At 63.9% G+C, this 25,869-nt stretch carries 17 protein-coding genes; 5 read left to right on the top strand and 12 right to left on the bottom strand.

Annotated elements, in window-relative coordinates:
• Positions 1-21: 21 nt before the first annotated feature.
• The 3 genes from AC1RGE_RS12985 to AC1RGE_RS12975 form a co-directional block, all read right to left on the bottom strand.
• The gene (locus AC1RGE_RS12985; protein WP_492584415.1) at positions 22-405 is read right to left on the bottom strand and encodes a DUF6124 family protein; all 384 of its coding nucleotides are present in this window, start codon (positions 403-405) and stop codon (positions 22-24) included.
• Between the two features lie 454 nt (positions 406-859).
• The gene (gene recJ, locus AC1RGE_RS12980) at positions 860-2,569 is read right to left on the bottom strand and encodes a single-stranded-DNA-specific exonuclease RecJ (RefSeq protein ID WP_019093923.1); all 1,710 of its coding nucleotides are present in this window, start codon (positions 2,567-2,569) and stop codon (positions 860-862) included.
• Positions 2,570-2,626: 57 nt separating this feature from the next.
• Complete coding sequence (locus tag AC1RGE_RS12975) at positions 2,627-3,169, bottom strand: YaeQ family protein (RefSeq protein WP_011059467.1); 543 nt, start codon at positions 3,167-3,169, stop codon at positions 2,627-2,629.
• Between the two features lie 219 nt (positions 3,170-3,388).
• Here AC1RGE_RS12975 and AC1RGE_RS12970 point away from each other — a divergent pair, with 219 nt between their 5' ends.
• Together AC1RGE_RS12970 and AC1RGE_RS12965 are read left to right on the top strand one after the other, a co-directional pair.
• Complete coding sequence (locus AC1RGE_RS12970; RefSeq protein ID WP_492584413.1) at positions 3,389-5,125, top strand: hypothetical protein; 1,737 nt, start codon at positions 3,389-3,391, stop codon at positions 5,123-5,125.
• 69 nt (positions 5,126-5,194) lie between these two features.
• Positions 5,195-6,913, top strand: a complete 1,719-nt coding sequence (locus tag AC1RGE_RS12965) for a tetratricopeptide repeat protein (protein WP_093404502.1) — start codon at positions 5,195-5,197, stop codon at positions 6,911-6,913.
• A gap of 29 nt (positions 6,914-6,942) precedes the next feature.
• Here the strand turns inward: AC1RGE_RS12965 and AC1RGE_RS12960 are convergent, their stop codons facing one another.
• The 6 genes from AC1RGE_RS12960 to bacA all read right to left on the bottom strand — a co-directional run bounded on the left by AC1RGE_RS12960 (position 6,943) and on the right by bacA (position 17,145).
• On the bottom strand, positions 6,943-7,632 hold the full coding sequence (locus tag AC1RGE_RS12960; protein WP_011059464.1) for a phospholipase D-like domain-containing protein: 690 nt from the start codon (positions 7,630-7,632) through the stop codon (positions 6,943-6,945).
• A gap of 36 nt (positions 7,633-7,668) precedes the next feature.
• A complete protein-coding gene (locus AC1RGE_RS12955) occupies positions 7,669-12,816 on the bottom strand; it encodes a DNA repair ATPase (protein WP_492584411.1) in 5,148 nt (1,715 codons plus the stop codon).
• Between the two features lie 176 nt (positions 12,817-12,992).
• Positions 12,993-15,068 (bottom strand): flotillin family protein, encoded by a 2,076-nt coding sequence (locus AC1RGE_RS12950; protein WP_011059462.1) that lies wholly within the window; start codon positions 15,066-15,068, stop codon positions 12,993-12,995.
• A 37-nt stretch (positions 15,069-15,105) separates the two neighbouring features.
• The gene (locus AC1RGE_RS12945) at positions 15,106-15,747 is read right to left on the bottom strand and encodes a hypothetical protein (RefSeq protein WP_492584409.1); all 642 of its coding nucleotides are present in this window, start codon (positions 15,745-15,747) and stop codon (positions 15,106-15,108) included.
• Positions 15,748-15,813: 66 nt separating this feature from the next.
• Positions 15,814-16,509, bottom strand: coding sequence for a PspA/IM30 family protein (locus AC1RGE_RS12940; protein ID WP_492584407.1), 696 nt, complete (start codon positions 16,507-16,509; stop codon positions 15,814-15,816).
• Positions 16,510-16,524: 15 nt separating this feature from the next.
• Positions 16,525-17,145 (bottom strand): biofilm formation regulator BacA, encoded by a 621-nt coding sequence (gene bacA / locus AC1RGE_RS12935; RefSeq protein WP_492584405.1) that lies wholly within the window; start codon positions 17,143-17,145, stop codon positions 16,525-16,527.
• 320 nt (positions 17,146-17,465) lie between these two features.
• Between bacA and AC1RGE_RS12930 the strand changes: the two genes are divergently transcribed.
• Together AC1RGE_RS12930 and AC1RGE_RS12925 are read left to right on the top strand one after the other, a co-directional pair.
• Positions 17,466-18,665 (top strand): CaiB/BaiF CoA transferase family protein, encoded by a 1,200-nt coding sequence (locus AC1RGE_RS12930; RefSeq protein WP_011059458.1) that lies wholly within the window; start codon positions 17,466-17,468, stop codon positions 18,663-18,665.
• A 76-nt stretch (positions 18,666-18,741) separates the two neighbouring features.
• A complete protein-coding gene (locus AC1RGE_RS12925; protein ID WP_015634285.1) occupies positions 18,742-19,593 on the top strand; it encodes a TIGR02285 family protein in 852 nt (283 codons plus the stop codon).
• Between the two features lie 168 nt (positions 19,594-19,761).
• Here AC1RGE_RS12925 and AC1RGE_RS12920 read toward each other — a convergent pair whose 3' ends face one another.
• Positions 19,762-20,049 carry a DUF3509 domain-containing protein gene (locus AC1RGE_RS12920; RefSeq protein WP_011059456.1) on the bottom strand — a complete coding sequence of 96 codons (288 nt, stop codon included), beginning with the start codon at positions 20,047-20,049 and terminating at the stop codon, positions 19,762-19,764.
• Positions 20,050-20,257: 208 nt separating this feature from the next.
• Here AC1RGE_RS12920 and AC1RGE_RS12915 point away from each other — a divergent pair, with 208 nt between their 5' ends.
• Positions 20,258-20,920, top strand: coding sequence for a response regulator (locus AC1RGE_RS12915; protein ID WP_011059455.1), 663 nt, complete (start codon positions 20,258-20,260; stop codon positions 20,918-20,920).
• Here AC1RGE_RS12915 and AC1RGE_RS12910 read toward each other — a convergent pair.
• Together AC1RGE_RS12910 and AC1RGE_RS12905 are read right to left on the bottom strand one after the other, a co-directional pair.
• The gene (locus tag AC1RGE_RS12910; RefSeq protein WP_072451201.1) at positions 20,917-22,176 is read right to left on the bottom strand and encodes an EAL domain-containing response regulator; all 1,260 of its coding nucleotides are present in this window, start codon (positions 22,174-22,176) and stop codon (positions 20,917-20,919) included. The genes AC1RGE_RS12915 and AC1RGE_RS12910 overlap by 4 nt on opposite strands.
• A 90-nt stretch (positions 22,177-22,266) precedes the next feature.
• Complete coding sequence (locus tag AC1RGE_RS12905) at positions 22,267-25,869, bottom strand: ATP-binding protein (RefSeq protein WP_011059453.1); 3,603 nt, start codon at positions 25,867-25,869, stop codon at positions 22,267-22,269.

Below are 25,869 nucleotides of genomic sequence, written 5' to 3'. Positions count from 1 at the left end.
GTGGCAGCGGCCAGGCCAATATCAGCCAAGCGCGGCGCGGCGATTGCCATCGAGCAAGGCATCCACCACGCCACGGGCCATTTCCACCGAATGCACCAGCGACCAGATCAGGCCACGTTCGATGCCGCTGGCGTGCTCGGTGATTTCATCGGACACCTCCTCGGCAGACTTGAGCAGCATGGAAACATGAATCAACGCTTCTTCGGCACTGATGCCTGCGCGCACAGCGAAGGGGTTATCGGGCCCTGCAGGGCCGGTGGCGGTGGGTTGTAGAGCGGCGATCAGCGAGCCGTTTACGCAAGTGTTGGCCAGGGCATGGCGCACGGCTTGATTGGCCAGATCATGGTCTGGATTACGACGGGAAGAAGGAGGGGAAACAGGCGGATCGGGGACGATCTTTTTCATGGTGCAGCTCCTTGGAGTGGAGCCACCACCCCACGCTGCTAAACGTAAGGGTGGCAGCTGTACGCGGGTTAGCAGACCGGTCCAAGGAACCCGGCGCACCCAAGGGCGCCCCACGCACAGCCGCCATAACAGAACACAGCAGGCAGGAAAGCCAACTGGACTTACGGCAACATTCACGTGTCTTGGTCACAGGCTGCTAAACCCGATCACTGAAAATTCAGTGATGAACCGAGCCTAGTGAGCCGAGTACCCAGCCGCAAGCGCCCGAGAGTGTCTCGGAAACCCCTTACAAAAGAAAGAGACACGCCACCGCCCCGCTTTCCCAAAGTCTGGCAAAACCACCCTCGTCGCCTACTGCCAATCAGTTAAGGACGAGCACTGTACTTGTGGCGAGGGAGCTTGCTCCCTCGCCACAGGTGTTTTTTGCTATAGCGCTGAGTGCTCGCAGCGCCCCTTAACGCGGTTCGATATGGGCAATCATCAACTGCACGGTTTCCTGGCCGCGGAACTCGTTGAGGTCGAGTTTGTAGGCCAGCTCCACCCAGCGGATGGTCGGGTTGGGCCAGACTTCACGATCGATGCCGAAGGCGATGCCGTCCAGCTTCAGCGAACCGCATTCACTGCGCAGCACCACTTTCAGGTGGCGTTCGCCAACGATGCGCTGCTCCACCAGTTCGAACACGCCATGGAACATCGGCTCGGGGAAATGCTGGCCCCAGGGCCCGGCATGGCGCAGGGCACGGGCCAGTTCCAGGTGGAACTCTTCCACCGCCAGGGTGCCGTCCGACAGCAGGCGCCCGGTGAGGTCTTCTTCGCGCAGCTGGCGCCGCACTTCTACGTCGAAGGCTTCGGCGAAGGCCGGGAAGTTCTGCTCCGGCAACGACAGGCCGGCGGCCATGGCGTGGCCGCCGAACTTGCTGATCAGTTGCGGATGGCGCGCGGCCACGGCGTCCAGGGCGTCGCGGATATGAAAGCCCGGCACCGAACGCGCCGAACCCTTGAGCATGCCGTCGCCGGCATCGGCAAAGGCGATGGTCGGCCGGTGGTAACGCTCTTTCAGGCGCGAGGCGAGAATTCCGATCACCCCCTGGTGCCAGTCGGCGTCGAACAGGCACAGGCCGAACGGCATCGACTCCACCGGCAGTTCCTTGAGCTGGGCCAACGCTTCGCGCTGCATGCCCTGCTCGATGGATTTGCGGTCCTGGTTCAGTTCGTCCAGCTGGGCGGCCATGGCCCGAGCGGCGGAAACGTCGTCGCTGAGCAGGCACTCGATACCCAGGCTCATGTCGTCCAGGCGCCCGGCGGCGTTGAGCCGCGGGCCGAGGATAAAGCCCAGGTCGGTGGAGGTGATGCGCGAATGATCACGCTTGGCCACTTCGAGAATCGCCTTGAGCCCCGGCCGCGCGCGACCGGCGCGAATCCGCTCCAGGCCCTGGTGCACCAGGATGCGGTTGTTGGCGTCCAGGGGCACCACGTCCGCCACGCTGCCCAGGGCCACCAGGTCCAGCAGCTCGCCGATGTTCGGCTGCGGCCGGGTTTCATAGCGCCCCAGGCTGCGCAAACGGGCGCGCAGGGCCATCAGCACGTAGAAGATCACCCCGACCCCGGCCAGGGCCTTGCTGGGGAACTCGCAGCCCGGCTGGTTGGGGTTGACGATGGCGTCCGCCGCGGGCAGTTCATGGCCGGGCAAGTGGTGGTCGGTGACCAGCACTTGCAAGCCTGCTGCCTTGGCCGCCGCCACGCCCTCGACACTGGAGATGCCGTTGTCCACGGTGATCAGCAGCTGCGGTTCGCGCTGCAGGGCCACGGCGACGATTTCCGGGGTCAGGCCGTAGCCGTATTCAAAGCGGTTGGGTACCAGGTAATCGACATGGGCCGCGCCCAGCAGGCGCAGGCCCAACAGGCCCACGGTGCTGGCGGTGGCGCCGTCGGCGTCGAAGTCGCCGACGATGAGGATGCGCTGGCGCTGGTCCAGGGCGGTCACCAGCAGGTCCACCGCGGCATCGATGCCCTTGAGCTGCTGATACGGGATCAGCCGCGCCAGGCTCTTGTCCAGCTCCTCCACCGACTGCACGCCACGGGCGGCGTAGAGGCGGGTCAGCAGTGGCGGCAGATCGCCAAGAAAGGGCAGGACGGCGGGCAACTCACGGGGTTCGATACGCATGGGCTAACAGCAACTTCTCTGGGGGGACGGTGGATCGTTCAGGGGCAGAGCGGGCGATCAGCCGCGCTCGCCCAGCAGCCATTCCAGCTGCACTTCGTGCTGGCCGCGATCGTCGGTGACGAAGATCGTGCCTTCGCTGATCATCACGTCCCACTTGATGACACGCGGCATGTCCTTGGCCAGGGTCTCGAGGACTTCCTGGGGCACGCCGGCGATGTTGAGGTTCTTCAGGTTCTTCACCGCGTCCAGCACCCGGGTCTGCCAGACCCGCAGGCTGCCGTAGGCCAGAAGGCTGGTGCGCTCGGTGCGGCGCGAGCACCAGGTCAGGCGATCGGCGTCCGGCTGGCCGACTTCGATCCAGTGCAGGACGCGGTCATCCAGGCTCTTTTCCCACAGGGCGGGTTCATCCACGTCCGACAGACCCCGACCGAACGACAGGTGCTCGTTGTACCAGAAGGCGTAGGCCAGCAGCCGTACGGTCATGCGCTCTTCGGTTTCCGAAGGGTGACGGGCGATGGTCTGCTTGACGCTTTCATAGACCCCACGATCGAGGTCGGTCAGGTTCAGTTCGAATTTGTAGGTGGTGGACGGCTGGGCCATGTGCGGGCTTCTTGAATGTGCGAAAAGGCGGCAAGTCTAACCCGAAACCCGCCGCCCTGCCCGACCGCTGACCGGGCCACCCCTGTCCTGGATGACATCCGCTGAAACGCATTGGCTGGGTAAAGTCGGTTGCCAGCCCGTGACCATGGCTTTATAACCCCGCGCAAACCGGCTGACGCGCACCGCGCCAGAGCCGCTGTTCAATAGAAAAGGACGTCCATGACCCTCTTTGTCATCCTGCTCGTCATCGTGCTGCTGTTCATCGCACTGATCCTGTACTTGCGCCAGAAATCCGCCGACCAACAGCAATACCTGGAACAGACCGGCAACCTCACCGCCCAGATCAATCAGACCCTGCTGATGAGCAAGGCCGAGCCGCAACTGGCCCTAGAACTGGCGCTGCAACTGCCAGAGGGCGAGGCGCAGCAGTTGGCCCTGCAACTGGTGGCCAGCGAGCTCTATGTGGCTGGGCACAAGGCCCAGGCCACGGCGATCTACCAGCAACTGCCGCCTCACGCTCGGGAATACGTGCTCAATACCCTGATTGAAACGCTGCTCGACAGCCAGGATACCCAGGCCTGCCTGGAGCTCCTGGAGCACTGGGGCGAATCCCTGCCCAGCTGGCCGCTGCTGCAGGTGCCAATCCTCCAGGCCCGCGGTGAACAGGCGCGCGCCCTGGCCCTGATCGGCGAGCTCGGCGACCCGAAAAACCCTGCGGCCCATGAACGCCAGAGCATCGGCAATCTGCTGATGCTGTCGCGCCTGCAATTTCAGGCGGGCATGCAAGACGCCGCGCTGATCAGCCTCGAACAGGCCTGGGCGAGCTTCCAGCAACCCGGGCAGGAGCGCTATCACACTGTGCTGCGCAGCCTTTTCGACGCCTTCGCCACCCAAGGGCATGCCGAGCGGATTCTGGCCCACTCGGCCGAACTGCCGGCCGAGGAACAGGTGCAGGCGCTGATCGCGCTGTTCGATGCCGGCCAGGTGGAGCCGGCCTTCAGCTTGCTGGCCGACAACGGCACCCTCTACTCCTCGACCTACAGCGACCTGATGGACTCGGCCCTGAAACGCCAGCCAACCGAAACCGCCCTGCGCCTGCTGGACCTGACCCCCGAGATGCACCAGCACAGCGTACTGCTGCAACTGCTCAGCCATCTGGCGGCCCAGGGCCAGACCGCCGAAGCCGAGGCCCTGCTGCAGGCGCGAGCCAGCCACGAGTCGCAGCGTCCGGGGCTGATGCTCAACCTCTGCGATGAGTTGCACCAGGCGCAGCCGCAATGGACCACAGCCCTGCTGGCCCAGGCCCTGCACCTGATCGACGGCTACAAGAATGAACATGAGTTCTACAACAGCTTGCGCATGCAGGCCCTGCAAACCCAGCTACTGATGCAAAGCCACCTGCCAGCTCATCGCCGGGACAGCTGGCTGGTGCGCAGCAGCATCGAGGAAATGCACCGTCTGCGCCAGCAGATGCCCGGTGACGAGCAATTGCTGCATCTGTGCGACCAGGCCAAGCTGCTGCACGCCCTGGACCAGACCGCCCAGGCCAGGTCCCTGCTGGAGCAGGCGGTGCAGCTACTGGATGGCGAGCCGCTGCCGGATGTGGATGAGATGGACGCCCGCTTCTACCTGGAGGACATCGCCAGCGCCTACCTGAACATCGACGATGTACAACAGGCCCAGGCCCTGCAGGACCGGCTCAACGCCGAGGATTCGGGCAGTCGCATCCTGGAAGAGGAACTGCTGCTCAACCATATCCAGCATCAGCGTTACGCCCAGGCCATCGAGGGCCTGAACCTGGGCATCCTGCTCAGCGACAAGAAGCCCCTGTCGCTGCTGTACCAGGCCCTGGAAGACCTGCAGCAGCGTGCCCCCGAACGTGCCGGCGAGCTGAAACAGCAACTGATGGCGCGCATTGCCAACGGCCAGATCTGGCTCAGTTCCCAGACCAACTGACGCCCCCCGGTTGCGCGCCCTTGGCGGGGCGCGTCACCGGCCAACAGCCGCACCCGAGGAAGATTCATCATGGAAGTACTTGTCATCCTGCTGCTGATTACCGGCGTGATAACGCTGCTGGTGGTCTATGCCAACAAGCGCAGCGCCGGCAATGACCTGGGCATCACCCTGGACGAGGCGGCGCAGATCAATCGCGCGGCGCACCTGAGCGCCATCGAACCGCAAGTGGGCCTGCAACTGGCCCAACGCCTGACGGGCAAAGCCCGGCAACTGGGGCTGTTCCAGATGCCCGCAGCGCTGTACCGACAGGGGCACCCGGAACAGGCCCTGGAAGTACTGGCCGAGCTGGATGAAACCTACCAGCCCATGGCACTGAACCAGTTGCTCGAAACCCTGCTCGACAACGATGGCCCGCAGGCTGTGCTGGGCTTGCTGGAGCGCCTGCATCAACCCCTGCCGTCAGCGCCCTTGCTGCGCATCCCGCTGCTGCTGGCCAAGGGTGAACACGAGCAGGCCCGCGCCTTGCTGGTGACCTTCGGCGTCAACCAGCTGAGCCCGGACTCCCCCGGCGAGCACCGGCAGTTGGCTGCCCTGCAACGCAGCTTGGGCCTGGCCGACGAGGCTGCCATCAGCATCGGCCTGGCCTGGCAACTGCTGCTCAAACAGCCGGTCAACGAACTGGACCCACACGAGATAGAGCAGACCCTGCGCGAGTACCGTGCCCAGGGGCAGGATGCGCAGTTCCCGGCCATGGCCGCGCAATTACCCGGATCGGCTCGGATCATCGTCGTAACCTTGCTCATGGAAACCGGGGAATTCGAGGCCGGGTTCGAACTGCTGGCGCAGGCCCCCGAGCCCGAGGACTACTTCGGCTACCCGCCGCTGCTCAAACTGATACTGGACGCCAACCGCCCGGATCTGGCTCCACGGCTGATCGCCCAGATGCCGGAAAGCTACGCCAGCGATCTACTGCTGAGCCTGTTGAACTGGCATGTCGGGCGCAACGAAATGGCCAAGGCCGAGGCGGCCCTGCAGGCCTGCGCCGTTTCGCCCTCGCAGCGTATCTGGTGCCTGGTCTGCCTGTGGGGCACCTACGTCGAGGAACACTCGCAATGGTGCGCCCATCTGCTGGAACAAGCCTTGCTGACCCTGGAAACCCTGCGTGGCGATGAGCAATGGCCATGGTTGCGCCTGCTGATCCTGGAAACCCAACTACGGGTGCAGGCCGACCTGCCGCGCCTGCGCCGCGACAGCTGGCTGATCCGCAACAATCTGGAGGAAATGGCGCGCCTCAACACCCAGCTCGAATACGCCGATCGACCGATGAAACTGGCCTTGCAGGCCAAGCTGCTGCACGACCTGGAGCAGACCCGGCAAGCCGGTGAACTGCTGGACCAGGCCGTGCAAGCCCTCGACGACAGTCAGAATGCGCCTCTGGATCCAGCGGAAAAAAACTTCTTCCTGGAACAGCTGGCGCTGAGCTACGTCTACATCGACGACCAGGCAAAGGCTGTCGAACTGAAAGCTCGCCTGGAGCAGCAGGCGGCCTACACCCACCAGTTGAGCCAGGCCATGGTGCTCAAGCACATTCACGAGCAACGCTTCGACGAGGCGATTGCCGGGCTGGAACCGAGCAACCTGTTTATCGGCGAAAACCCGGTGCAACAGTTGCACCAGGCCCTGGAAACCCTGCGCCAGAGCGCCCCGGAAAAAGCCCAAGGGCTGTGCCAGAAGTTGATCGACCACCTGGCCGCCGAGAGCGCCTGGGGCCAGCCGAACGCCGCCTGAGGCAGCGTCAAGGCCCGCCGCTGCACGCCTTAACGCGGCGCGTAGCGGCTCCAGAGTTCGTTGAACTCCTTGAGATAACTGGCCACCAGTTGCGGGTGGTCGATCACCAGCAGGTTTTCCTCATTGCCGGTGGTGGCGCTGCGGGTCCAGTTGAAGCTGCCGTTGAGCAGGGTCCGGCCATCGAATACGGCGAACTTGTGGTGCATGTGGAACGGCGTGTCGTCGATCCGCACCGGCACCCCGGCCTCGCGCAGCGCGGCGATATCGCTGCCGACATCGAACTGCTTTTCACTGTCGCTGATCACCCGTACGGCCACGCCGCGCTGGTGGCAGGCGCGAATTTCGTCGCTCAGTTGATCGTCGGAAATGGTGAACACGCAGATATCCACCGAGATTCGGGCCTGGCGGCACAGGTCGCGGATCTTGCGCCGGCAGTCTTCGCCGGGGCTGAAGTGGGCGCTGGCCATGTCCCGCACCGGGGCGCTGTTGGCGTCCAGGGTCTTGATCACTTGTTCCAGCCACTTCAACGCCGGCAGCACATTGACGCTGTCCGCCAGCGCCAGCTCGCGCACCAGGTCAAAGGCGCGGTTACGCATGTAGCGCACCTGGTCCTGGCCCAGTTCGCTGCCCAGCTGGCGCAGCTCGTCCCGCTCTTCGTTGCTCAGTTTCAGGTCCAGCACGCTGTCGCGCAGTTGCTGGTCCAGGTGGGCAAAATCCATGTCGTGATCCTTGGCTGTTCGCCGGCAAGCCGGCTCCTACGGTTGGGAGTCCTTGAGGGTCGGAACCTCGCCGTTACTGAGCATCTGGCTCAGTTCGTCGAGGCGCGTGGCAATGTCGCCAATGCGCTGGTGGCTGTGCAGGTCGACATCGATCTTCTTGTGCATGACCTTGAGCAGCGGCAGGAAACTCTGCTCCAGGTGCTCGGAGAGGTTCTCCAGCACTTCACGCATGCCTTGCTGCGGCGCGGGCCGGGCCAGGCCGCGCACGCCTTCCACCAGATCGTTGAGCTGGGCCACGACGCGGGTACCGACATCGCTGTCGCTGCCGCCCATGGAACGGTTGCGCACGAAGTCGCGCTTGATCTGGGTCCAGCGCTCGCTCTGCTCCGGGGTCTGGTTGCCCCGCAGTTCGGCGAGCTTGAGCAGGTTTTCCTCGGCGCCGGTGGTCAGCAACTGGGATTCGCCCTGGTAGTGGTCGGCCAAGAGTTGCAGGAGCTCGGCGTCGTTCATCACCGCCGAGATCTTCTCGGCCATCTTGTTCATGTTGCGGTAGCTGCCCTGCAGCTTGAACGGCGGCTCGCTGCGGTACTGGTCGGCCTGGGCGGCGCTGGCGATGTACTGCTGGTTGACCCGCAGCACCACGTCGCGCACCTGCATCAGGCGTTGCAGGGTGGTGGTGATTTCGTTGATCTCGGCACCGCTGTAGCTGTGGCTCAGCTCGTTGCTGGAGAAGGCCTTGCCCTCGGCCTTGGCGACGAAGCGGTAGACGTCCGCCATGTCGCGGGTGGCCAGTGGCGCCAGCACCGGGTTGGAGGTCAGGCCGTTCTCGATGTAGCTCAGGGCGAAGGCGTCCTGCATCCCCCCCAGGGTGTCGCCGAGGTTATAGATGTCGGCCCGGTTGGCCAGCATGTCGGGGATCTTGAACACTTCGCCGGACTCGGTGTACGGGTTGCCCGACATCACCACGCAGAACTTCTTGCCGCGCATGTCGTAGGTCTTGGTGCGGCCTTTCCACACGCCTTCGATGCGCCGGGTGCCGTCGCACAGCGAGATGAACTTCTGCAGGAATTCCGGGTGGGTGTGCTGGATGTCGTCGACATAGAGCATCACGTTGTTGCCCATCTCCAGGGCCAGGTTGAGCTTCTCCAGCTCCTGGCGCGAAGTGGCGTCCGGCGCCTGGGCCGGGTCCAGGGAACGAACCTGGTGCCCCAGGGCCGGGCCGTTGATCTTCATGAAGATCAGGCCCAGGCGGTGGGCCACGTACTCCATCAGGGTGGTCTTGCCGTAGCCCGGTGGCGAAATCAGCATCAACAGGCCCATCAGGTCGGTGCGCTTGTTCTCGCCCACGGTGCCCATCTGCTTGGCCAGGTTATCGCCGATAAAGCCCAGGTACACGTCGTTGATCAGCTTGTTGCGCACGAACGAGCTCAGCGGCCGCGGCTTGAATTCGCTCAGGCGCAGGGCCGAGCGTTCGCGGCTGATGATGCCCTGGCGCAGGCTCTGGTAACGCTGCAGGCCAGGCAGGAATTGTTCGCGGTGAGCCCGCAGGCGAGCGAAGAAGCCGTCCACGGTGAGTGACAGGCTGCGCTCCTGGATGCGCGGGTGTTCGCCCATCAGGTTGTCGACCTTGAACCGCAGATCGACTTCGGTGATGCGCTTGACAAAGTCTTCCCGCAGCAGCGACAGGGCCACCGCCTCGGGCACGTAGTCGGCCCACTCGGCGAACTCGCCCTCGGCGCACAGGGCCGAGAGCCAGTTCTCGGTCAGCGCCCACTGCGCAGCGGGCCGCTCCACCAGCCGCGCCAGGGCCTGCTGGTAGTCGTCCCACATCCGTGCGCCCTGCAGACGCAGGGTCAGGGCTTCCTGCAGTTGCTTGGCGTATTTGCTGAAGGTGAATTCGATGCGTTCTGCGGCCAGTTCCTGAACCAGGTACTCGGCAGCCTCCGGCAACAGCTCCGCGGCCAAGGTGAAGGCGTGCTGCTGATGCCAGTCACCCAGCGCCACGAGGATTTCCTCCTGCAATTGCAGCAAGCCTTCACGACGCCCGAACAGTTGCTGGATATGCCGGCTGGTACGAGCACGTTCCACCCATTGCCGAGGTTGCGGCTGTTCCTGCTGGCGATCCCAGTAGAGGGTGGCAAAGGCACGGGCCGCCGCGCCGAAACGCAGCAGGCCGGCGCTGTCGCGCAGGGGCAGCAGTTGCAGGAGGATCGCTGCGGCGTCGTGGTCGTGGATGCCCTTCTCGTAGCCTTCCTTGTAGCGCGGCGCGGCAAAGTCGCGGATCACCCGCGCCAGTTCTTCAGGGTGCGCCAGCAAGGGTTTCAGGCTTTCCAGGCTCAGGCCTTCCTCGCCGCGGTCGGCGGCGTCCAGCACTTGCCCGGCCAGGTATTCGGCGCGGTACAACTGGGCCGATTCCGACTCCAGGGCTACCTGCCAGAAGTCCCGCAGGGCCTCCAGCTCGGGGTCGCGCAGGGGTTCGAGGAAATCCGTGCCGGTGAGGTGCAGGTGCAGCTCATCGCCCCGGGGCATCAGGGTCAGGTCCAGCTCCTGGGTGTTGACGCTGAAGCGGTGGCGCGGCCCCAGCTTGATGACGTTGCCGCCCTCTTCGAACAGCTCGGTCTTGTCGCGCAGGGCACGCACGGCCTGGTCCCGGGCGCCCTTGAGGCGCGACTCGACATCGTCGGCCTTGACGCTGTCCTTGAGCTCGCGCAAGCGCTCGGCCAGCTCCCGCAGCTTGAGGATCAGCGGGTCGGCGGCGAAGAACGCATTGAGCTCTTCGGCCTGGGTGAACTTGGCGGTGCGCCGACCGAGGCTGTCGAGAATCCGCCGCGCGGCATCCAGCAGGCCCTGGGCCTTGCGCTGGCGCTCGTCGAGCAGCGATTGCTTGTGGGCCTCGAAGGTTTCCAGCAACTCCTCGCGCTTGCCGAGGATGTCGCCGAGGAACTGTTCGTGATCGCCGAAACGGCTTTCCAGTTCCTCCAACTGCACCAGCAAGCGCGACAGCTGCTCGTCGCAACGCTCGGGGTCCTGGGCCTGGGCCAGGGCGTTGGTGATGCCCTGGCTGAAGAGTTTGAACTGGGCGCCGAACTGGGCCACGGTCTCGGTCGAGCCCAGGGCCTTGCGCCGTTGTTCGGCGCGGGCCTTGGCCTGGTTCAGGCGGGCGTAGATCTGCGAGATGGATTCGATGATGCGGGTGCGCTGGGTGGCGTCGTCGATCTGCAACGAGGCCATCAGGCTCGACAGCATGTCCAGGTCCCCGGCCATGGCTTGCAGGGCGCCCAGGGGCTCGCTGAGCTGGGCCACGGTTTCGGCTTTCTGCGCCTGGGCGTCCAGGGTTTCGAGCTGGGTGACGAAGGGTTGCAGGGCCTGCTCGCTGGCAAGGAAGGTCGCGGTGCCGGCGGCAGTGCGTTCCTGGGCCTTGAGCAGCTCGGCTTCCATGGCGTCGATGCGCGCCACGTCGATGTAGCGGTAGTCGCGAATGGTCAGCAGCAGGCCGCGCTGGGTGGTGATGCCGTTCAGCGCATCGACGAAGCTTTGCACCTGGTCCCAGCTGTCCACCAGCAGGCTGTCCAGCAGGGCTTTCTGCTTGGCCTCGGCGGCCACCATGGCCTGGTCCGACTGGCGGCGGATGCTTTCGACTTTTTCGTATTCGTCGAGCACCAGCTCCGAGGTGGAGGCCACTTCCCGCAGCAGCGGCGCCAGGCCGTCCAGCTCGTCGCTGCCCAGCCAGTGGTACACATCGAACAGGCGCCGGGTGTTCTGGCACAGCAGCGAGTAGCGCTGCACCGACACCGCCGGGGTGTCGATCTCGCGGCACAGGTCGTAGAGGTCGGAAACGCTGCGCACCAGTTCGGCGTTGCCGATGCGCCCGAGGAAACCGCTGCGGGTCGGCTGCCGCGCGGCGTACTCCTCGGTGAAGAACGGTGTCTGCCAGACCTGCATCGGATGGACCCGGGTCGGCTCGTCGCCCTCGGCGGCGAAGATCACCATGCGCCCGTCTTCCAGGCGCGCGTAGCCGTGGCCGAACAGCGGGTTCTGCAACTGGCGGTTGATCATGTTGTAGGTCAGCAGCACCGAGCGGCCCTGCTCCGGGTGGTAGAAGATGTACTGCACATCTTCACCGTTGGGCGAGCGCACCGAGCGCTTGTAGCGCATGCCCTCCATGGACTGCTCGAAGGTCTTGTACTCGCCGCTTTGCAGGTAGTAGCCGCCGGGGAAGATGATCCCGTGGTCCTCCGGCAACTGCACACAGGCCAGGCCGATGGCGTCGATGCGCTCCACCTGGCGGGTCAGGCTGTTGAACACCAGGTAGCGCCACTGCTCTTCGCGGTACGGCAGGACCTTGAGCAGGATCAGGCTGCCCAGGCGGGCGAATTCGATCTGCGAGTCGTCCAGGGACTGGGTCTTGTCCAGCACCTCTTCGCGGTAGATGCCCAGGCCCGATTCGGTGTTGTTCTCGACCTTGATCGTCAGGTCGCCGCCGATGGTCTCGACGAACACCGTGTCGAGGATGTTCAGGTGCGGAAAGCGGCCTTCGACCACCATCTCGCGGGTGGCTTTCTTCCATTCGAAATCGAAGGGTGCCGGCAGGGCGATATCCCGCTCGCCCCGGTTGTCGATGTAACGGACATCACGCCCGTCCACCGAGATCGACCAGCGGAACACCCGCACATCGGTGACCCGCTCGCCGATCTGGAAACTTGCCAGCAGCTTGCCGTCACGGATCGCCAACTGCAGCAGGCGGGTGTTCTTGTAATAGGTATAAAGCTCGTTGAAATCGTTGAGGAAGCCCTGGGCCGCCAAAAAGCTGCCTTCCAGGGGCACGGGCTCGGCTTCATAGCCTTCGCCCTCTTCCACCAGCCGGTAGAGGGAAAACACGTCAGCGACGCTGGTTTCCTTCTTCAGGCCGATAAAGACGTTGTAGCCGAACAGCAGGCAGTCGCCGACCTGGACGATGTCCCGGGCGATGCAGTTGTTCTCGGTACGGATGCGCACCCGCCCGACCACTTCCATGCGGCTGTTGCCGAACTCGTCGAGACGCCTCTGGTTGAGGTCGTCAGTGGTGGCCCGCAGGCGCTGGCCCTGGTCCAGCAGGCGCTTGTGCAGCACCTCATAGGCGCCGCCTTCGGCGACGGCCTTATCCAATACGTCCTGTGGGGGAGTTGCGACTTGAGCGTCCGACATCGTGGCCTTCCTGGATCTACGGCGGTATGCAAAAAAGCGGGCTCCTCAAACCTGGAGCCCGGCACCTGAAACCAGCCAGCTGAAACCCGCCGCCTGACACCTGCCCTGCAGCCGTCGATAAAAACGACGGCTGCAGGATCAGGCGAGGGCTGGCGAATCAGCTGTGGTCAGGCATTTCAGGCTTCGGCAGACGGAGCGTCGGCCTTGCGCGTAACGGCAGCGGCGGCCAGCTCAGCGGCTACGGCCGGAGCGCCCTTGCCATTGAGCAGGCGTGCCAGCACGTCCTGGACCACCGGGCTCTTGCCCACCACGCCCTCGATGGCCTTGCCCACCGACAGCGACTTGGCGAAGGAATTGAAGAAGTCTCCTTCGCCGCCGACGATCTCGATCTTGGCCTTGCTGAGGGCAGCCGACAGCACTTCGGCCTGGTCCTTGGCGATTTCCTTGTTGGCGGCGATGGCGGCCATCGCTTCCTCGAAGTTCTTCTCCAGTTGCATGCGGAACTCTTCGTGGGACCGCGCGCTGTCGCTGAGGGAGTCCAGGGCACCGAACTTCTTGCCCAGGCCTTCGGCCTCGGCGTTCAGGCGCTGCAGCAGCACTTCGGCTTCGGCCGAACCCAGGTCCTTGGTGGCCTTGGCCTTGGCCGCGCCCAACTGTTCTTCGCCACGGGCCTGGGCACCGAGCTTCTCTTCCATGACCTTGGCTTCTGCCAGGCCGTCCTTCTCTTTGGCAGCCGCCTGGGCTTCCATGATGCGGGCGTCGGCCAGGCCTTTTTCCTGCTCGCCACGGGCTTCGGCAATCAGCTGCTCGGTGCGTACGCGAGCCTGGGCCAGGCCTTCTTTTTCCTGGGCCGCTGCGGTGATTTCCAGCACCCGGGCATCGGCCAGGCCAGGCGCGGCGCGCTCGGCTTCCAGGCCTTCGGCCAGGCGTTTCTTGGCTTCGGCCTGCTTGGCCGCGGCTTCCAGTTCGGCCTGGGCCAGGTTGTTGATTTCCACGGCCTTGTGCTTGGAACGGGTCTCGTCGGCTTCGGCCTGCTTCACCTGGCGCACCAGATCCTGCTCGGCTTCGGCCTGGGCCTGGATCACCACCACTTGCTTGGCGCGCTCGGCTTCGGAGACTTCGCGTACTTCCTTGATCCGCTCTTCTTCCTGGGCCACGGTCTTCTCCACCGCTACCCGCTCACGGATCACTGTGGCGATGTTCTTGCGCTGTTCTTCCAGAGCCTTTTCTTTCTCGATGCGTTGCAGTTCCACTTCACGCTCGCGGGCCACCACTTCCAGGTCCTTGGCGCGGGTGACTTTCTCGACTTCGATGACCACCGCACGCTGGCGGTTCTGCTGGGCCACTTCGACTTCGCGCTGATGGTTCTCGGTGCGCACGTCGATTTCCTGCTGGGACTGAATGCGTGCCTGTTCGGCCTTCAGGCGCTCTTCTTCCTTGACCTTGGCGGTCTCGGCTTCCTCGCGAGCACGGATGGTTTCGATCTCGCGCTTCTGCCGGGCTTCGGCATCGGCCTGCTGGCGTTCGAGGGACAGCGAGGCTTCGCGGGTCTCGACGTTCTTCTTCTGGATCGCCAGTTCCTGGTTGCGCTCCAGTTCGTTGGTGATGACGTTCTGCGCCGCGGTCAGCTCGGTGATCTTGCGGATACCCTCGGCGTCGAGAATGTTGCTCGGGTCCAGGGAGTGCTTGGCGGTCTGCTCCAGGTAGTCGATGGCCACGTCTTCCAGCACATAGCCGTTGAGGTCGTTGCCGATGATCTCGATGATGCGGTCGCGGAAGTCCTGGCGGTTCTCGAACAGCTGGACGAAATCGAACTGCTTGCCCACGGTTTTCAGCGCTTCGGAGAACTTGGCGTTGAACAGTTCGTTGACCGCGGCGCGGTCGGAGGCACGGTCGACACCGATGGCCTTGGCCACCTTGAGCACGTCTTCCTGGGTTTCATTGACCCGCAGGTAGAAGGCCACGGTGATGTCGGCGCGCATGTTGTCGCGGCAGATCAGCCCGTCCTTGGCCCGACGGTCGACTTCCAGGGTGATCAGCGAGATGCGCATGAACTCCTTGAGGTGGATCACCGGGTACACCAGGGCACCGGTGAAATGCACCTTGGGGGTCGAGGACATGTCGTTGACAATCAACGCCGTGCCTTGGGGAACCTTGATATAGAAGGCCTTGAACAAGGCCAACAGGCCGAAGACCACCAGGACGACGAGGCCGATCCCGAGCAGGATGGGCAGCAGCGACGGTAAATTCATGCAATCAATCTCCTTTGATTCTTGAGGGAGCCCGGGCTCAGAGGCCGCGAAACTCGTCCTCTGTAATGACCCGATAGGCGTGTTGCGCCTCCAGATACTCCAGTAACACGACGCGATCGCCGCGTTTGAAAGCTCGTGCCTCATCGGCACGCACACGCAGGATCAGGCCCGCGCCGCCGTCCTCGAGCACGGCTTCGCCATGTTCCAGGGTGACTCTGCCGCTGCGTACCACAGCCGTCTGCCCCAGCACCGACTTGCTGCTGGTGGCCTCCATCTTGAGAAACAGCGGGCGCAGCGGACCACAGATCGTCGCGCTGATGGGCGCTGCCAGGAACAGTGCGAGCACCGCCAGCAACAGGCCCAGGGGATAGCGCAGCCAACCCAGGGGCAGGTGGCTGAGCACGTAGAGTTCGGCGAAATAGGTCAGGAACCAGCTGAAGAACATCAGCAGGGTCAGCACCAGGGTGACCGGCACCCCGTTGAGTTTGAACTTGATCAGCAGCCCGGCCAGGCCTTCGCCGGCGTGGGCACTGTCGAGCAGCGAGTCGGCCTCGAAGTCCAGCAGGTCGACTTCAAGCATGCCCATGGCCACCACGGCCCAGTAGATCACGGCCAGGCAGAGCATGAAGCTGAACAGCACTGTGGGGAACGACAACACTGTCTGCAGGAAGATTTCCATTGCTTTCCTATCCCTGAAAAAGCCGGGCAAGGCCAGGCGGCCCCGCCCCTACAACACAACGGTGAATCAGGACTTGCTACGGTCCTTGAGGCGCGCCAGCACGCTGTCGGCGCTGGTGCTGCCGGCAACGATCCCGGCTTCACGCAACTTGGCATCCAGGGCATCGTCCGGGGTGCTGGTACTGGCCAGCTCGGCCGCGGCGTCCATCTTTGCCGCGCGCTCGGCCTGCTTCTGCTTGATCCGCTCCAGGGACTCCACGGCGGTGTGCAGCTTGCTCTGGGAGCCGCCGTAGCGCTGGGCCACGGCCTGCTGGGCCTTCTGCACGCTTTCGGTGGCCTTGACGGTATCCACCTGTTGTTTCAAATGCTTGATATTGCCCTCGGCCTGGGTCACGGCCTTGCGCAACTGCGCGACGCTGGCGGCAAAACCATCGGCCTGCTCACGCTCCACGGCCAGGTCATTTTCCAGGTTGGCGATCTTTTGCGCCACTTCCTGGGCAAGGGCTTCGTTGCCCGCTTCCAGGGCCTTGAGGGCGTAGCTTTCATACTCGGCGACCTTGGCCGCGCTGCCGTTGGCGCGCTCGGCGGCGAGTTTCTGCCGGGCCATGATCTCGGCCAGGGCTTCCTTGGACTTGCGCAGTTCCTGATCGGCGTCGCGGATCTCCTGATCGAGAATCCTCAGTGCCTGGCTGTCCACCAGGGCCTCGCCCGCCTCATTGGCACCACCGCGCAGCGCGGTGAGCAGCTTGCTCCATACGTTCATGTGCATTCCTCCAGGTCAGGCCTGAGCCTTCAGGTAGCCTTCGTAGGCCTCGGTTGCCCTGATCACGTTGCTGGCCAGGGTTTCGATCTCGTAGAGCACGTTGGAGAGAATCGAGGTTGCGCTCAGGGCGCCGTACATCATGTAGTGGCGCTCACCGCCAAAACGGGTTTCCAGGCCGATGCTCGACAGCGGGAACAACTGGCGGCTGAGCAACACTTCCTCATTGAACGCGGCCACATCGGTCACTTCGCTTTGCGGCCACAGCAGCGCCTCCACCAGGATCTGCTCGCCGGACAGGGCCACGAACAACGGCAGGTCGCCGTATTCGCGCATGGTCACGTGCAAGCTCGGTTCGGCACCCTCTAGCAACTCAACGCTGGCTTCGCCGCTATTGAACAGCTCGGTGGCTGCCAGGGCCTGGCACAACGATCGGGCATTCCAGATCTGCGGCATGCTCATTTCTCCATCCTTTTCCACAGGAGCCAGCCCTTCTGAGGGCTGACGCAGTTTGCGTTCAACCGCCAACAACGCCTGGGCGTTCTCCGGCAGTATCCAGACTTCCTTTTTCACCAAGCCCTGATCACGCAGGCGCTGGCGGAATAAACGTTGGTAATGGGCTGAGGATTTGTTTTCCATGGCGCAGAGACTAAAACATCACATGTAAGGTTTTCAATTCATCACATGTAAAATTTACAGGCGACATTTGTAACAAGAAATATCAGGAAGATCGCTCGGCAAACAGCCGCAAGGCATCCATCGCTGCATAGACCCTTTTACAGCTTTCGCAACCGCTCTTTTTTCAAGCGGCGTCATTAAACCCTGCCGCCCAATGGAATGAGAAGCACAATAATCCTTGGCCCGGGCGGGAAATAATCGGCAAAGGCAGGCGTCAGGCGCTGCCTTAATGGCGACCAATGGTCTAGGCTAGGCGGATTTTCCTGCCCAGCGGATGCCCCATGACCAGCCTCAGCAAGCCCCTCGCCGGATTGAAAGTGATAGAACTCGGCACCCTGATCGCCGGCCCTTTCGCCTCGCGCATCTGCGCCGAGTTCGGTGCCGAGGTGATCAAGGTCGAGTCACCCGATGGCGGCGATCCGCTGCGCAAGTGGCGCAAGCTGTATGAAGGCACCTCGCTGTGGTGGTTCGTCCAGGCACGCAACAAGAAGTCCCTGACCCTGAACCTCAAGCACCCGGAAGGCCTGGCGGTGCTCAAGCAACTGCTGGGCGAAGCGGACATCCTGATCGAGAACTTTCGCCCCGGCGTGCTGGAAAAACTCGGCCTGGGCTGGGACGTGCTGCACGCCCTGAACCCCAAACTGGTGATGGTGCGGCTATCGGGCTTTGGCCAGACCGGGCCGATGAAGGACCAGCCGGGCTTCGGCGCGGTGGGCGAATCCATGGGCGGCCTGCGCTACATCACCGGCTTCGAGGACCGCCCACCGGTGCGCACCGGAATCTCCATCGGCGACTCCATCGCTGCCCTGTGGGGGGTGATCGGCGCGCTGATGGCGCTGCGTCACCGCGAGGTCAACGGCGGCCAGGGGCAGGTGGTGGACGTGGCGCTGTACGAGGCGATCTTCGCCATGATGGAAAGCATGGTTCCGGAGTTCGATGTATTCGGTTTCATCCGCGAACGCAGTGGCAACATCATGCCCGGCATCACCCCTTCGTCGATCCACACCAGTGCCGACGGCAAGCACGTGCAGATCGGCGCCAACGGCGATGCGATCTTCAAGCGCTTCATGCTCCTGATCGGCCGTGAGGATCTGGCCAATGACCCGGCTCTGGCCAGCAACGACGGGCGCGACACCCGCCGCGACGAACTCTATGGGGTGATCGATCGCTGGGTGGCGTCCCTGCCCCTGGAGCAGGTGCTGGAGCAGTTGAACCAGGCCGAAGTCCCGGCGAGCCGGATCTTCAGCGCCGAGGACATGTTCCACGACCCGCAATTCCTCGCCCGGGAAATGTTCCTCCAGGCCAGGCTGCCGGACGGCAAGGCCTTCAAGATGCCCGGCATCGTGCCAAAGCTCTCGCAGACTCCGGGCTCGGCCGACTGGGTCGGCCCCGAGCTCGGCGAACACTCCAGCGAAGTTCTGGCCGGCCTGGGCTACAGCAGCGAGCAGATCCAGGACCTGCGCAACTCTGGGGCAATCTAAGCTGAAACAGCCGTCTCACACTGCCCCCCCGCAACGGGCCCAGCGACGCCCGAGGCCAGGCCTTGGCCGGTTGACGATGGCGCTCGCGACCTGCCTGCTGTGGCTGCCCTGCGCCCCCGGCCACGCCGGCGAAATGCTCACCTGGCTGCTGCGCGACCTGCCGCCGCTGAATATTTTCGAGGGCCAGCAAAAAGGTCGAGGAGTGGTCGACCTGCTGATGCCGCAATTGATTGCCAGCCTGCCGGAGTACCAGCACGAACTGGTACGGGTCAATCGCGCCCGGGGCATGCAGATGTTGCGCGACCCCAGCTTCACCTGTGATCCGGCGCTGATCTGGAACAAGGAGCGTGCGCAATGGGTGGCCTTTTCCATCACCAGCTTTCGAGTGCTGAGCAATGGCCTGGCGATCCGCCGTGCCGACCGTGAACAGATCGCGCACTTCATCCATGACGGCAAGGTCGACCTGCATGGCCTGCTCGACAGCGGCAAGGAACTGATCGGGGTGGTGGCCGAGCGCAGCTACGGGCAACAGCTCGACAACCTGCTGCAGCAGGTTGCTCCGCAGCAAATCCGCGCCCACTACGGCAACGACGCCCTGGGCAGCCTGCTGCAGATGCAGCGCCTGGGGCGCCTGCAACTGCTGTTGGGCTACTGGCCGGAAATCCGCTACCAGGCCGTGCAGCAGGGCATGGACCCGCAGGATCTGGAGTTCTACCCGGTCGAAGGCACCAGCAAGTATCAGGAAATCCACGTCGGCTGCTCCGATACCCCGCAGGGCCGCAAAGCCATCACCCGGATCAACCAGGCCCTGCTCAAGCTGCGCGAGGAGCGACTGGTGGAGTTGTATGCCGCCTGGCTGGACCCCGGAATGCGCGATGAATACCGCGCCGATGCCCGGGCCTACTTCCAGGACTTGAAGGACCACTGACAAACGCCGGGCAAAAAGAAACCCCGAGAAGTGGGGAGACGACTCGGGGTTAAACGTGGTCTTTGCAGACCCGTACCAGCAGGCCACAAGCACCGGAGCACAATGCCTGATCCTGCTGATACTGAGTCTGACTGACGGGCCTGGCGGAAGGTTCCGTAAAATTTCAGATCAATTGCGCCGGGCGAACGCCTTGTCTTCGGCGGCATGGCGCAGGGCGGCGATCACGCAGGGTTCGAGCCGGCCTTCGGCGATCAGCACATCACGGTGCAGGCCGTCCACCACATCAGTGAGCAGGCGCTTGTCAGTGAGCTGGGCCCGATTGACCTCACGCTCCACCACGATGGCGCCGGCAGCATTCTTCAAGGTCACCAGGCATTCGCCCCGAGCCCCGCAAGGCGTCAGAGCAACCTGGTAAGGGCTCAGGGCCTCACTCAATAAAAGACTGATACTTTCCATCTAGATCACCACTCAATAGCTCGAATTAAAGGTTCGAAAACAAAAATGCCGGTAGCTTTCTGACATTCAAGTGACCATCGCTCAGAGAAGAAAGTTCGCCACACCTACTGCTGCCGACCTGAGTCAATCGAGCATGCACGGGTAATATGACAGCTGAAAAACGGCCGACCAGGCGCAAACAACGCCGCCTTTGCATTGGAGCTCAGCTTTGAAAGCAACGACGAACAACAAATTGCGCATCATCCTTGCCGACGACCACCCGATCTTCCTCATTGGCCTGCGCGCCGTCCTGGAACAGGACGACAGCCTGGCCATCGTCGGCGAGGCCAGCTCGCCCTCCGCCCTGGCGCAACTGATGCAGGAGATCGAATGCGATGTGCTGGTGACGGATTTCATGATGCCAGCCGAACAGCAGAACGACGGCCTGCGCCTGATCGAACAGCTGCGCCGCCGCCACCCCGACCTGCCCATCGTGGTGGTGACCATGCTCAACCACCCCGGGCTGTTCCGCTCGATCCTCGATCTGGGAGTAACGGGCCTGCTGAGCAAGGCCAGCCTGGCGGACGAGCTGCCGACTGCCATCGCCCGGGCGCGGCAACACAAGCCCTACATCGCCCAGGCCATCAAGCAGGCCCTGAGCCTGGCCGGCGAAGTGGGGCCGGACCGCCTGGTTTCCAGCGATCAGTTGTCGCCGCGGGAGCTGGAAGTGATCCGCCTGTTGGCCGCTGGCCATGCGGTCGGGGAAATTGCCGCGCAACTCAACCGCAGCAAGCAGACCGTCAGTGCGCAGAAGGTCAGTGCCATGCGCAAGCTCGGCCTGTCCAGCGAAGCCGCGCTGTACATCTACGTGCAGGAGCACGGGCTGTCCTAGGCACACAGGCCCTCAGCGCCAGCCCCCTCAGCACCCCGGTCCAGCGCCTGCGCCAGCCACTGGCGCATCTGGGCAGCGCTCATCGGCCCGGCCAGGAAGCAGCCCTGCAGATGGGCCGCCCCCAGGGCCTTGGCCGCCTTATAGTCGGCCTCGCTCTCGATTCCGGCCACCACCACTCCCAGGGACATGCGCCGGGCCATGTTCATCGCCCCACCGACCAGGGCCACCTTGCGCTCGTCGGCCGCCATGCCCGCCACGAACACCGGGGGAATCTTCAACTCGGTAAAGGGCAGTTCCAACAGTCGCTGCAGGCTGGTGCCGCCGATGCCGAAGTCGCCGATGGACAATTTGCAGCCGATCATCCGCAGACGCAGCAGCGCCTCCACATGGGCGGTATCGGTCTGTAGCCGGGTGGTGTCGATGATTTCCAGGGTCAGCAGCCGGGCGGGCACTTCGAAACGCCTGAGCAAGGCCTCCAGCTGACGGGGAAACAGCGGCCGTTCAAGGATGCCGATGGGAATGTTCACTGCCACCGGCAACGAATGGCCCATCACCAGCTTCACCCCGGCCGCCAGCTCCAGGGCCTGTTCCAGCATGTGCCAGGTAAAGATCTCCTGCAGGCCGGCGAACTCGATCAATGGCAGAAACTCCCCGGGCATCAGCAGCCCGCGTTCGGGGTGCTGCCAGCGGGCCAGGGCCTCGACCCCCTGGAGCTCGCCGTGGGGCTGGATGACCGGCTGGAAATGCGCCACGCCGTGGCCCAGGATCGCCGCCAGCCCTTCCTCCTGGGTGACGCTGTCGAGGGAAAACGGCTCCAGCCCGAGCAAGTCCCGCAGCAACGCCTGGTCCGGCGCCGGCGCCCCCTGCCTGGAGTGCTGCTGGTAGGCGGTGAGCAAGTCGCCGATCACCGCCACCGAGGCCGGCTTGGGCAGGCATCCCAGCACTTTCAGGCCCAGCTCCCGGGCCATGCCGGCCGCCCCCTCCAGCACATCCTCTTCAGCATCGCTGAGGATGATCAGCGCCCGGGCCCGCTCCTGGCGGGCCAGGTCACGGATCAACTCCAGCCCGTCGGCCTGCTCCAGGTACAGGTCGCAGATGGCGATATCCACCGGCCCCTTGCTGTCCAGCGAACGCCGCGCGGCCTCGACACTCTCGGCGGTCAGCACATTGAACACGCCATTGGCGTTGAGCATCTGGTGCAGGGCCATCAGCTGGAACGAGTTATCTTCGAGAATCAGCACTTTAAGCGAATGCATGGGGCAACCTCCGGTACGACGTGCGTGGCAAGTATCCACAACGAACCGGCAGGTTAATCAGACAATTCCTACGCACACATAGGACAAGTCTTAATCATCCAGGACAGCCTGGATATCACTGCGCAAGCTGGCGATGACCTCCAGCAACAATGGCCAATGACGATCGATGGCCTCGTCCTGCCGCCCCTTGACCAGCCCCTCGAGCTCGATACAGGCCCTGGCCAGGGGCAGGGCATCGATCAGGCAGCACACGCCCTTGAGCCGATGCAGGGTACCCCCTAGGCGTTCCCGATCGCGGGCCTGGTGCGCCGCTTCCAGCGCCTGCTGCTCCTCGGCGAGGTTGCGCAACAACTCGTGCAGCATGCGTTGCAGCACCTGGTCGTCGGCCTGGGTCATGCTGCGCAAGGTCTGGATGTTGAAGGATGGCGGCGGCAGGAAGCGCGCCAGGGCCTGGGCCAACTGATCCAGGGTTACCGGCTTGACCAGCAGTTGATCCATTCCGGCCTCCTCGCAGCGCTCGCGTTCATCTTCAAAGGCATTGGCGGTGCAGCCGATCACCGGACAACGCCCGCGCCCTTCCTGTGCCTCGGCCTGGCGTATCGCCTCGGCCAGGGCGTAGCCGCTCATGTCCGGCATGTTGCAGTCAGTCATCACCACGTCGAAGGTGCCGCCACGCCATTGCTGCAACGCCTCCCGGGCATTGTCACAGGCCACCACCCGGTGCCCGAGGAACATCAGTTGCTGGCACAGGACCATGCGGTTGGCGCTCAAGTCATCCACCACCAGCACCTCCATGCTCCGGCTCGGCGGACGTTCCTGCGTCGACGCCGGCCCAGACTCGAAATCGTCACTGACCCGCTCCAGGTACAACTCCAGCGACACCACGGTACCGACCCCGGGCTCGCTGAGCAGGTGAATCCGCCCGCCCATCAGTTCCACCAGTTGCCGGCAGATACTCAACCCCAGCCCGGTGCCGCCGTAGGCTGACGAGGTCATGGCATCGGCCTGGACAAAGGGCGTGAACAGCTTGGCCTGCTGCTCGGAGCTGATACCGCGGCCGGTGTCCGCAACGCTGATGCGCAGGCACTCAAGGCCGGACTCGTCAGGCTGGCACTCTACCGTCATCCGCACCTCGCCCTGGGCGGTGAATTTCAGCGCGTTGCTCAACAGGTTGTGCACTACCTGGCGCAGGCGCGCCGGGTCGAACAGATAACGGCCCTTGGCCCGCTCACTGAACACCAGCTGCAACTGCACGCCCTGGTTGCGCGCCGTGACCTCGAACAACTGCCGGATACTCTCGAAAAACGGCTTGAGGGCGGTGACCTGGGGCACCAGGTGCATATACCCGGCCTCGATCTTGGCCAGGTCCAGGCTATCGCCCATCAGGCCGATCAATTCCTGGGCAGACTGGTAAGCCACCCGCAGGGCTTCGGAAAAGGGCACGCCGCGCAGCCGCGCCTGCTCTTTCTCCAGCTCCAGCAGGCCAAGGATGGCGGTCATCGGTGTGCGGATCTCGTGGCTCATGGTGGACAGGAAAGCCGTCTTCGCCGCGTTGGCCTGATCGGCCGCCTGGCGTGCCTCCACCAGTTGGTTCTCCAGGCGCTTGCGCTCGGTGATGTCGATCCAGCCGCCCAGCAAGCCCTGCAACTGCCCTTCTGCACTGTAGAAGGGCACCGCCCACTGATAGACATCGATAGGGCCATCCCTGGACTCCACCTGTCGGTCGGCGAACACCGACTCACCGGAGGCCAGCAACTGCATGAACTCACCATGCAACTGCTGGGCGGTGGCCGGCGGCAGGATGTCCAGTTCGGTCAGTTGCCGCCCCTGGATCTGCGCCAGGCTGGTGCCCAATTGCTGTTCATAACTCTTGTTGCAGGTCATCAAACGCCCCTGCAGGTCGCGCACGAAAATCGGGTTGGGAATACCGTCGAGCAAGGCCCGCTTGAACACCAGTTGATCATTGAGCCGCTGTTCAGCCAGCAATCGCTGCTGGATCTGGCGCTTGAGGCGACTGTTCCAGGCCAGGGAAATCAGGCCGAACAGCAGCGCTGTGGCAATCGCCCAATACACCCAGTTCGGCACGCGCTGCCAGGCAGGCACCGGCACTGGCGTAGCCCCCAGCCATTTCAGGCGCAGAGCGCTGAGCTCCGCTACCGGCAAGGCTTCCAGTGCCTTGTTGAGAATGCTCAGCAGCTCGGGCTGGTCCTTGCGCACGGAAAACTCGTCGGCCGACCAGGTGCCCTCGACACTGCGCCCTACCATCACCCCGGTCTCGGCCGGCCCCAGGGCCTGCACCTCGCTCTGGATAGTCGCCATGGCCTCGCCATTGCTGACCAGGGCCCGGGCCTCTTCATAGCTGGCAACGCTGCGCAGGCGAATGTCCGGGTAGTTGCGCCGGATAAAGCTCTCCAGGGTGTGCCGGGCCGGAAGCACCAGCACCTCCCCCGCCATCTGCTTCAGGCTGCTCAGGCGCCGGTCCTCGGGACGCACCACGAACACCCAGGCCGCGCCGCCGAAGGCATGGGAGAAGTTCAGGAACAACCGCCGGTCATCGCTGGCCGTGAGGGTGGTGTTCATCTGCGCCTCCCCGCTTTCCAGCAGTTCCAGAGTCTGGGCAGTAGTCTGGCTTTCCTTCTGCACGAAATGCAGCCCGGTCATGCGCGAGATACGGTTGAGCAGGTCGATATTGAGGCCGGTCCACTGGCCTTCCTTGTCCTTGAACACATGGGGCGGGTATTGCTGGGAGGCCACCACCACATGCTGGTGCTGGAGGATCCAGGCCTGTTCCTGGGCGCTGAGCTCGATCGGCTCGGCGAAGTTGCTCGCCCCAAGGCCAGTGGTCCAGCGTGCCTGGATTTCCCGGCGTATGGATTCATCGATGCTTTGCAGGGCCTTTTCCAGCAACTGCGCCAGCAGCACATTGCTGTCGCGGGTGGCGAAGGCAAAGCCGGTGGGCGGCAGGCGGCTTTCCACGTGGATCTGCAACCCCAGGTACGGACGCAGGGCCTTGTAGGCGCGAACGATCACCTCGTTGCCGATGAAGGCGTCGGCATCCCCCTGCTTCACCGCTTCCAGGCCGCTGTAGAGGTTCGGTGAAAGCATGATCTGGCTGTCGGGATAGGCCGCATGGACCTGGGCGGCATTGGCGTAGCCGTCCAGCAGCACCACCTTCTTGCCCGCCAGGTCGTCACTGGGCTGCGGCTCGTCCCGACGCACCACGACCACCGCCAGGTCCGGCATGTAGTCACTGGTAAAACGCAGCCCCGGCGCTCCGCGCTCATAGCCGTTGGCACTGGTCAGCACATCGATGGTGCCGTTGCGCAGCGCTTCCACCGCCTGCTCGCGCTCGGAAAAGCCCAGGACCTCCATGGACGTCCCCAGGCGCTCGCCCACCAGGCTCAGGTAATCGGCGCTGATGCCCTGGTAACGGTTACGGTCGCGAGTGATGTCGATGGGCTGGTAGTCATCGATGGAAATCCCCACCCTTAGGGTCCGGTGGCTTTTCAGCCATCGCTGCTCGGCGGGAGCCAGGGGCAAGGGGTCGAGATCGACAAAGGCCGGCACCAACTTGAAAGACAGGTTCTGAGCGGCGTAGGCAGGTGCCGCCCAAGCGAATATTGCACAGACCAGCACAGGCCCGTACAGCCAGCGCTGGACGGGCAGTTTCCGATAGGTTCGACGGCGAATCAT

This window comes from Pseudomonas sp. GW823-FHT02C05 (assembly GCF_058797595.1).
The sequence above is the reverse complement of the archived record's forward strand: the minus strand, read 5'-3'. Positions and strand labels throughout refer to the sequence as shown.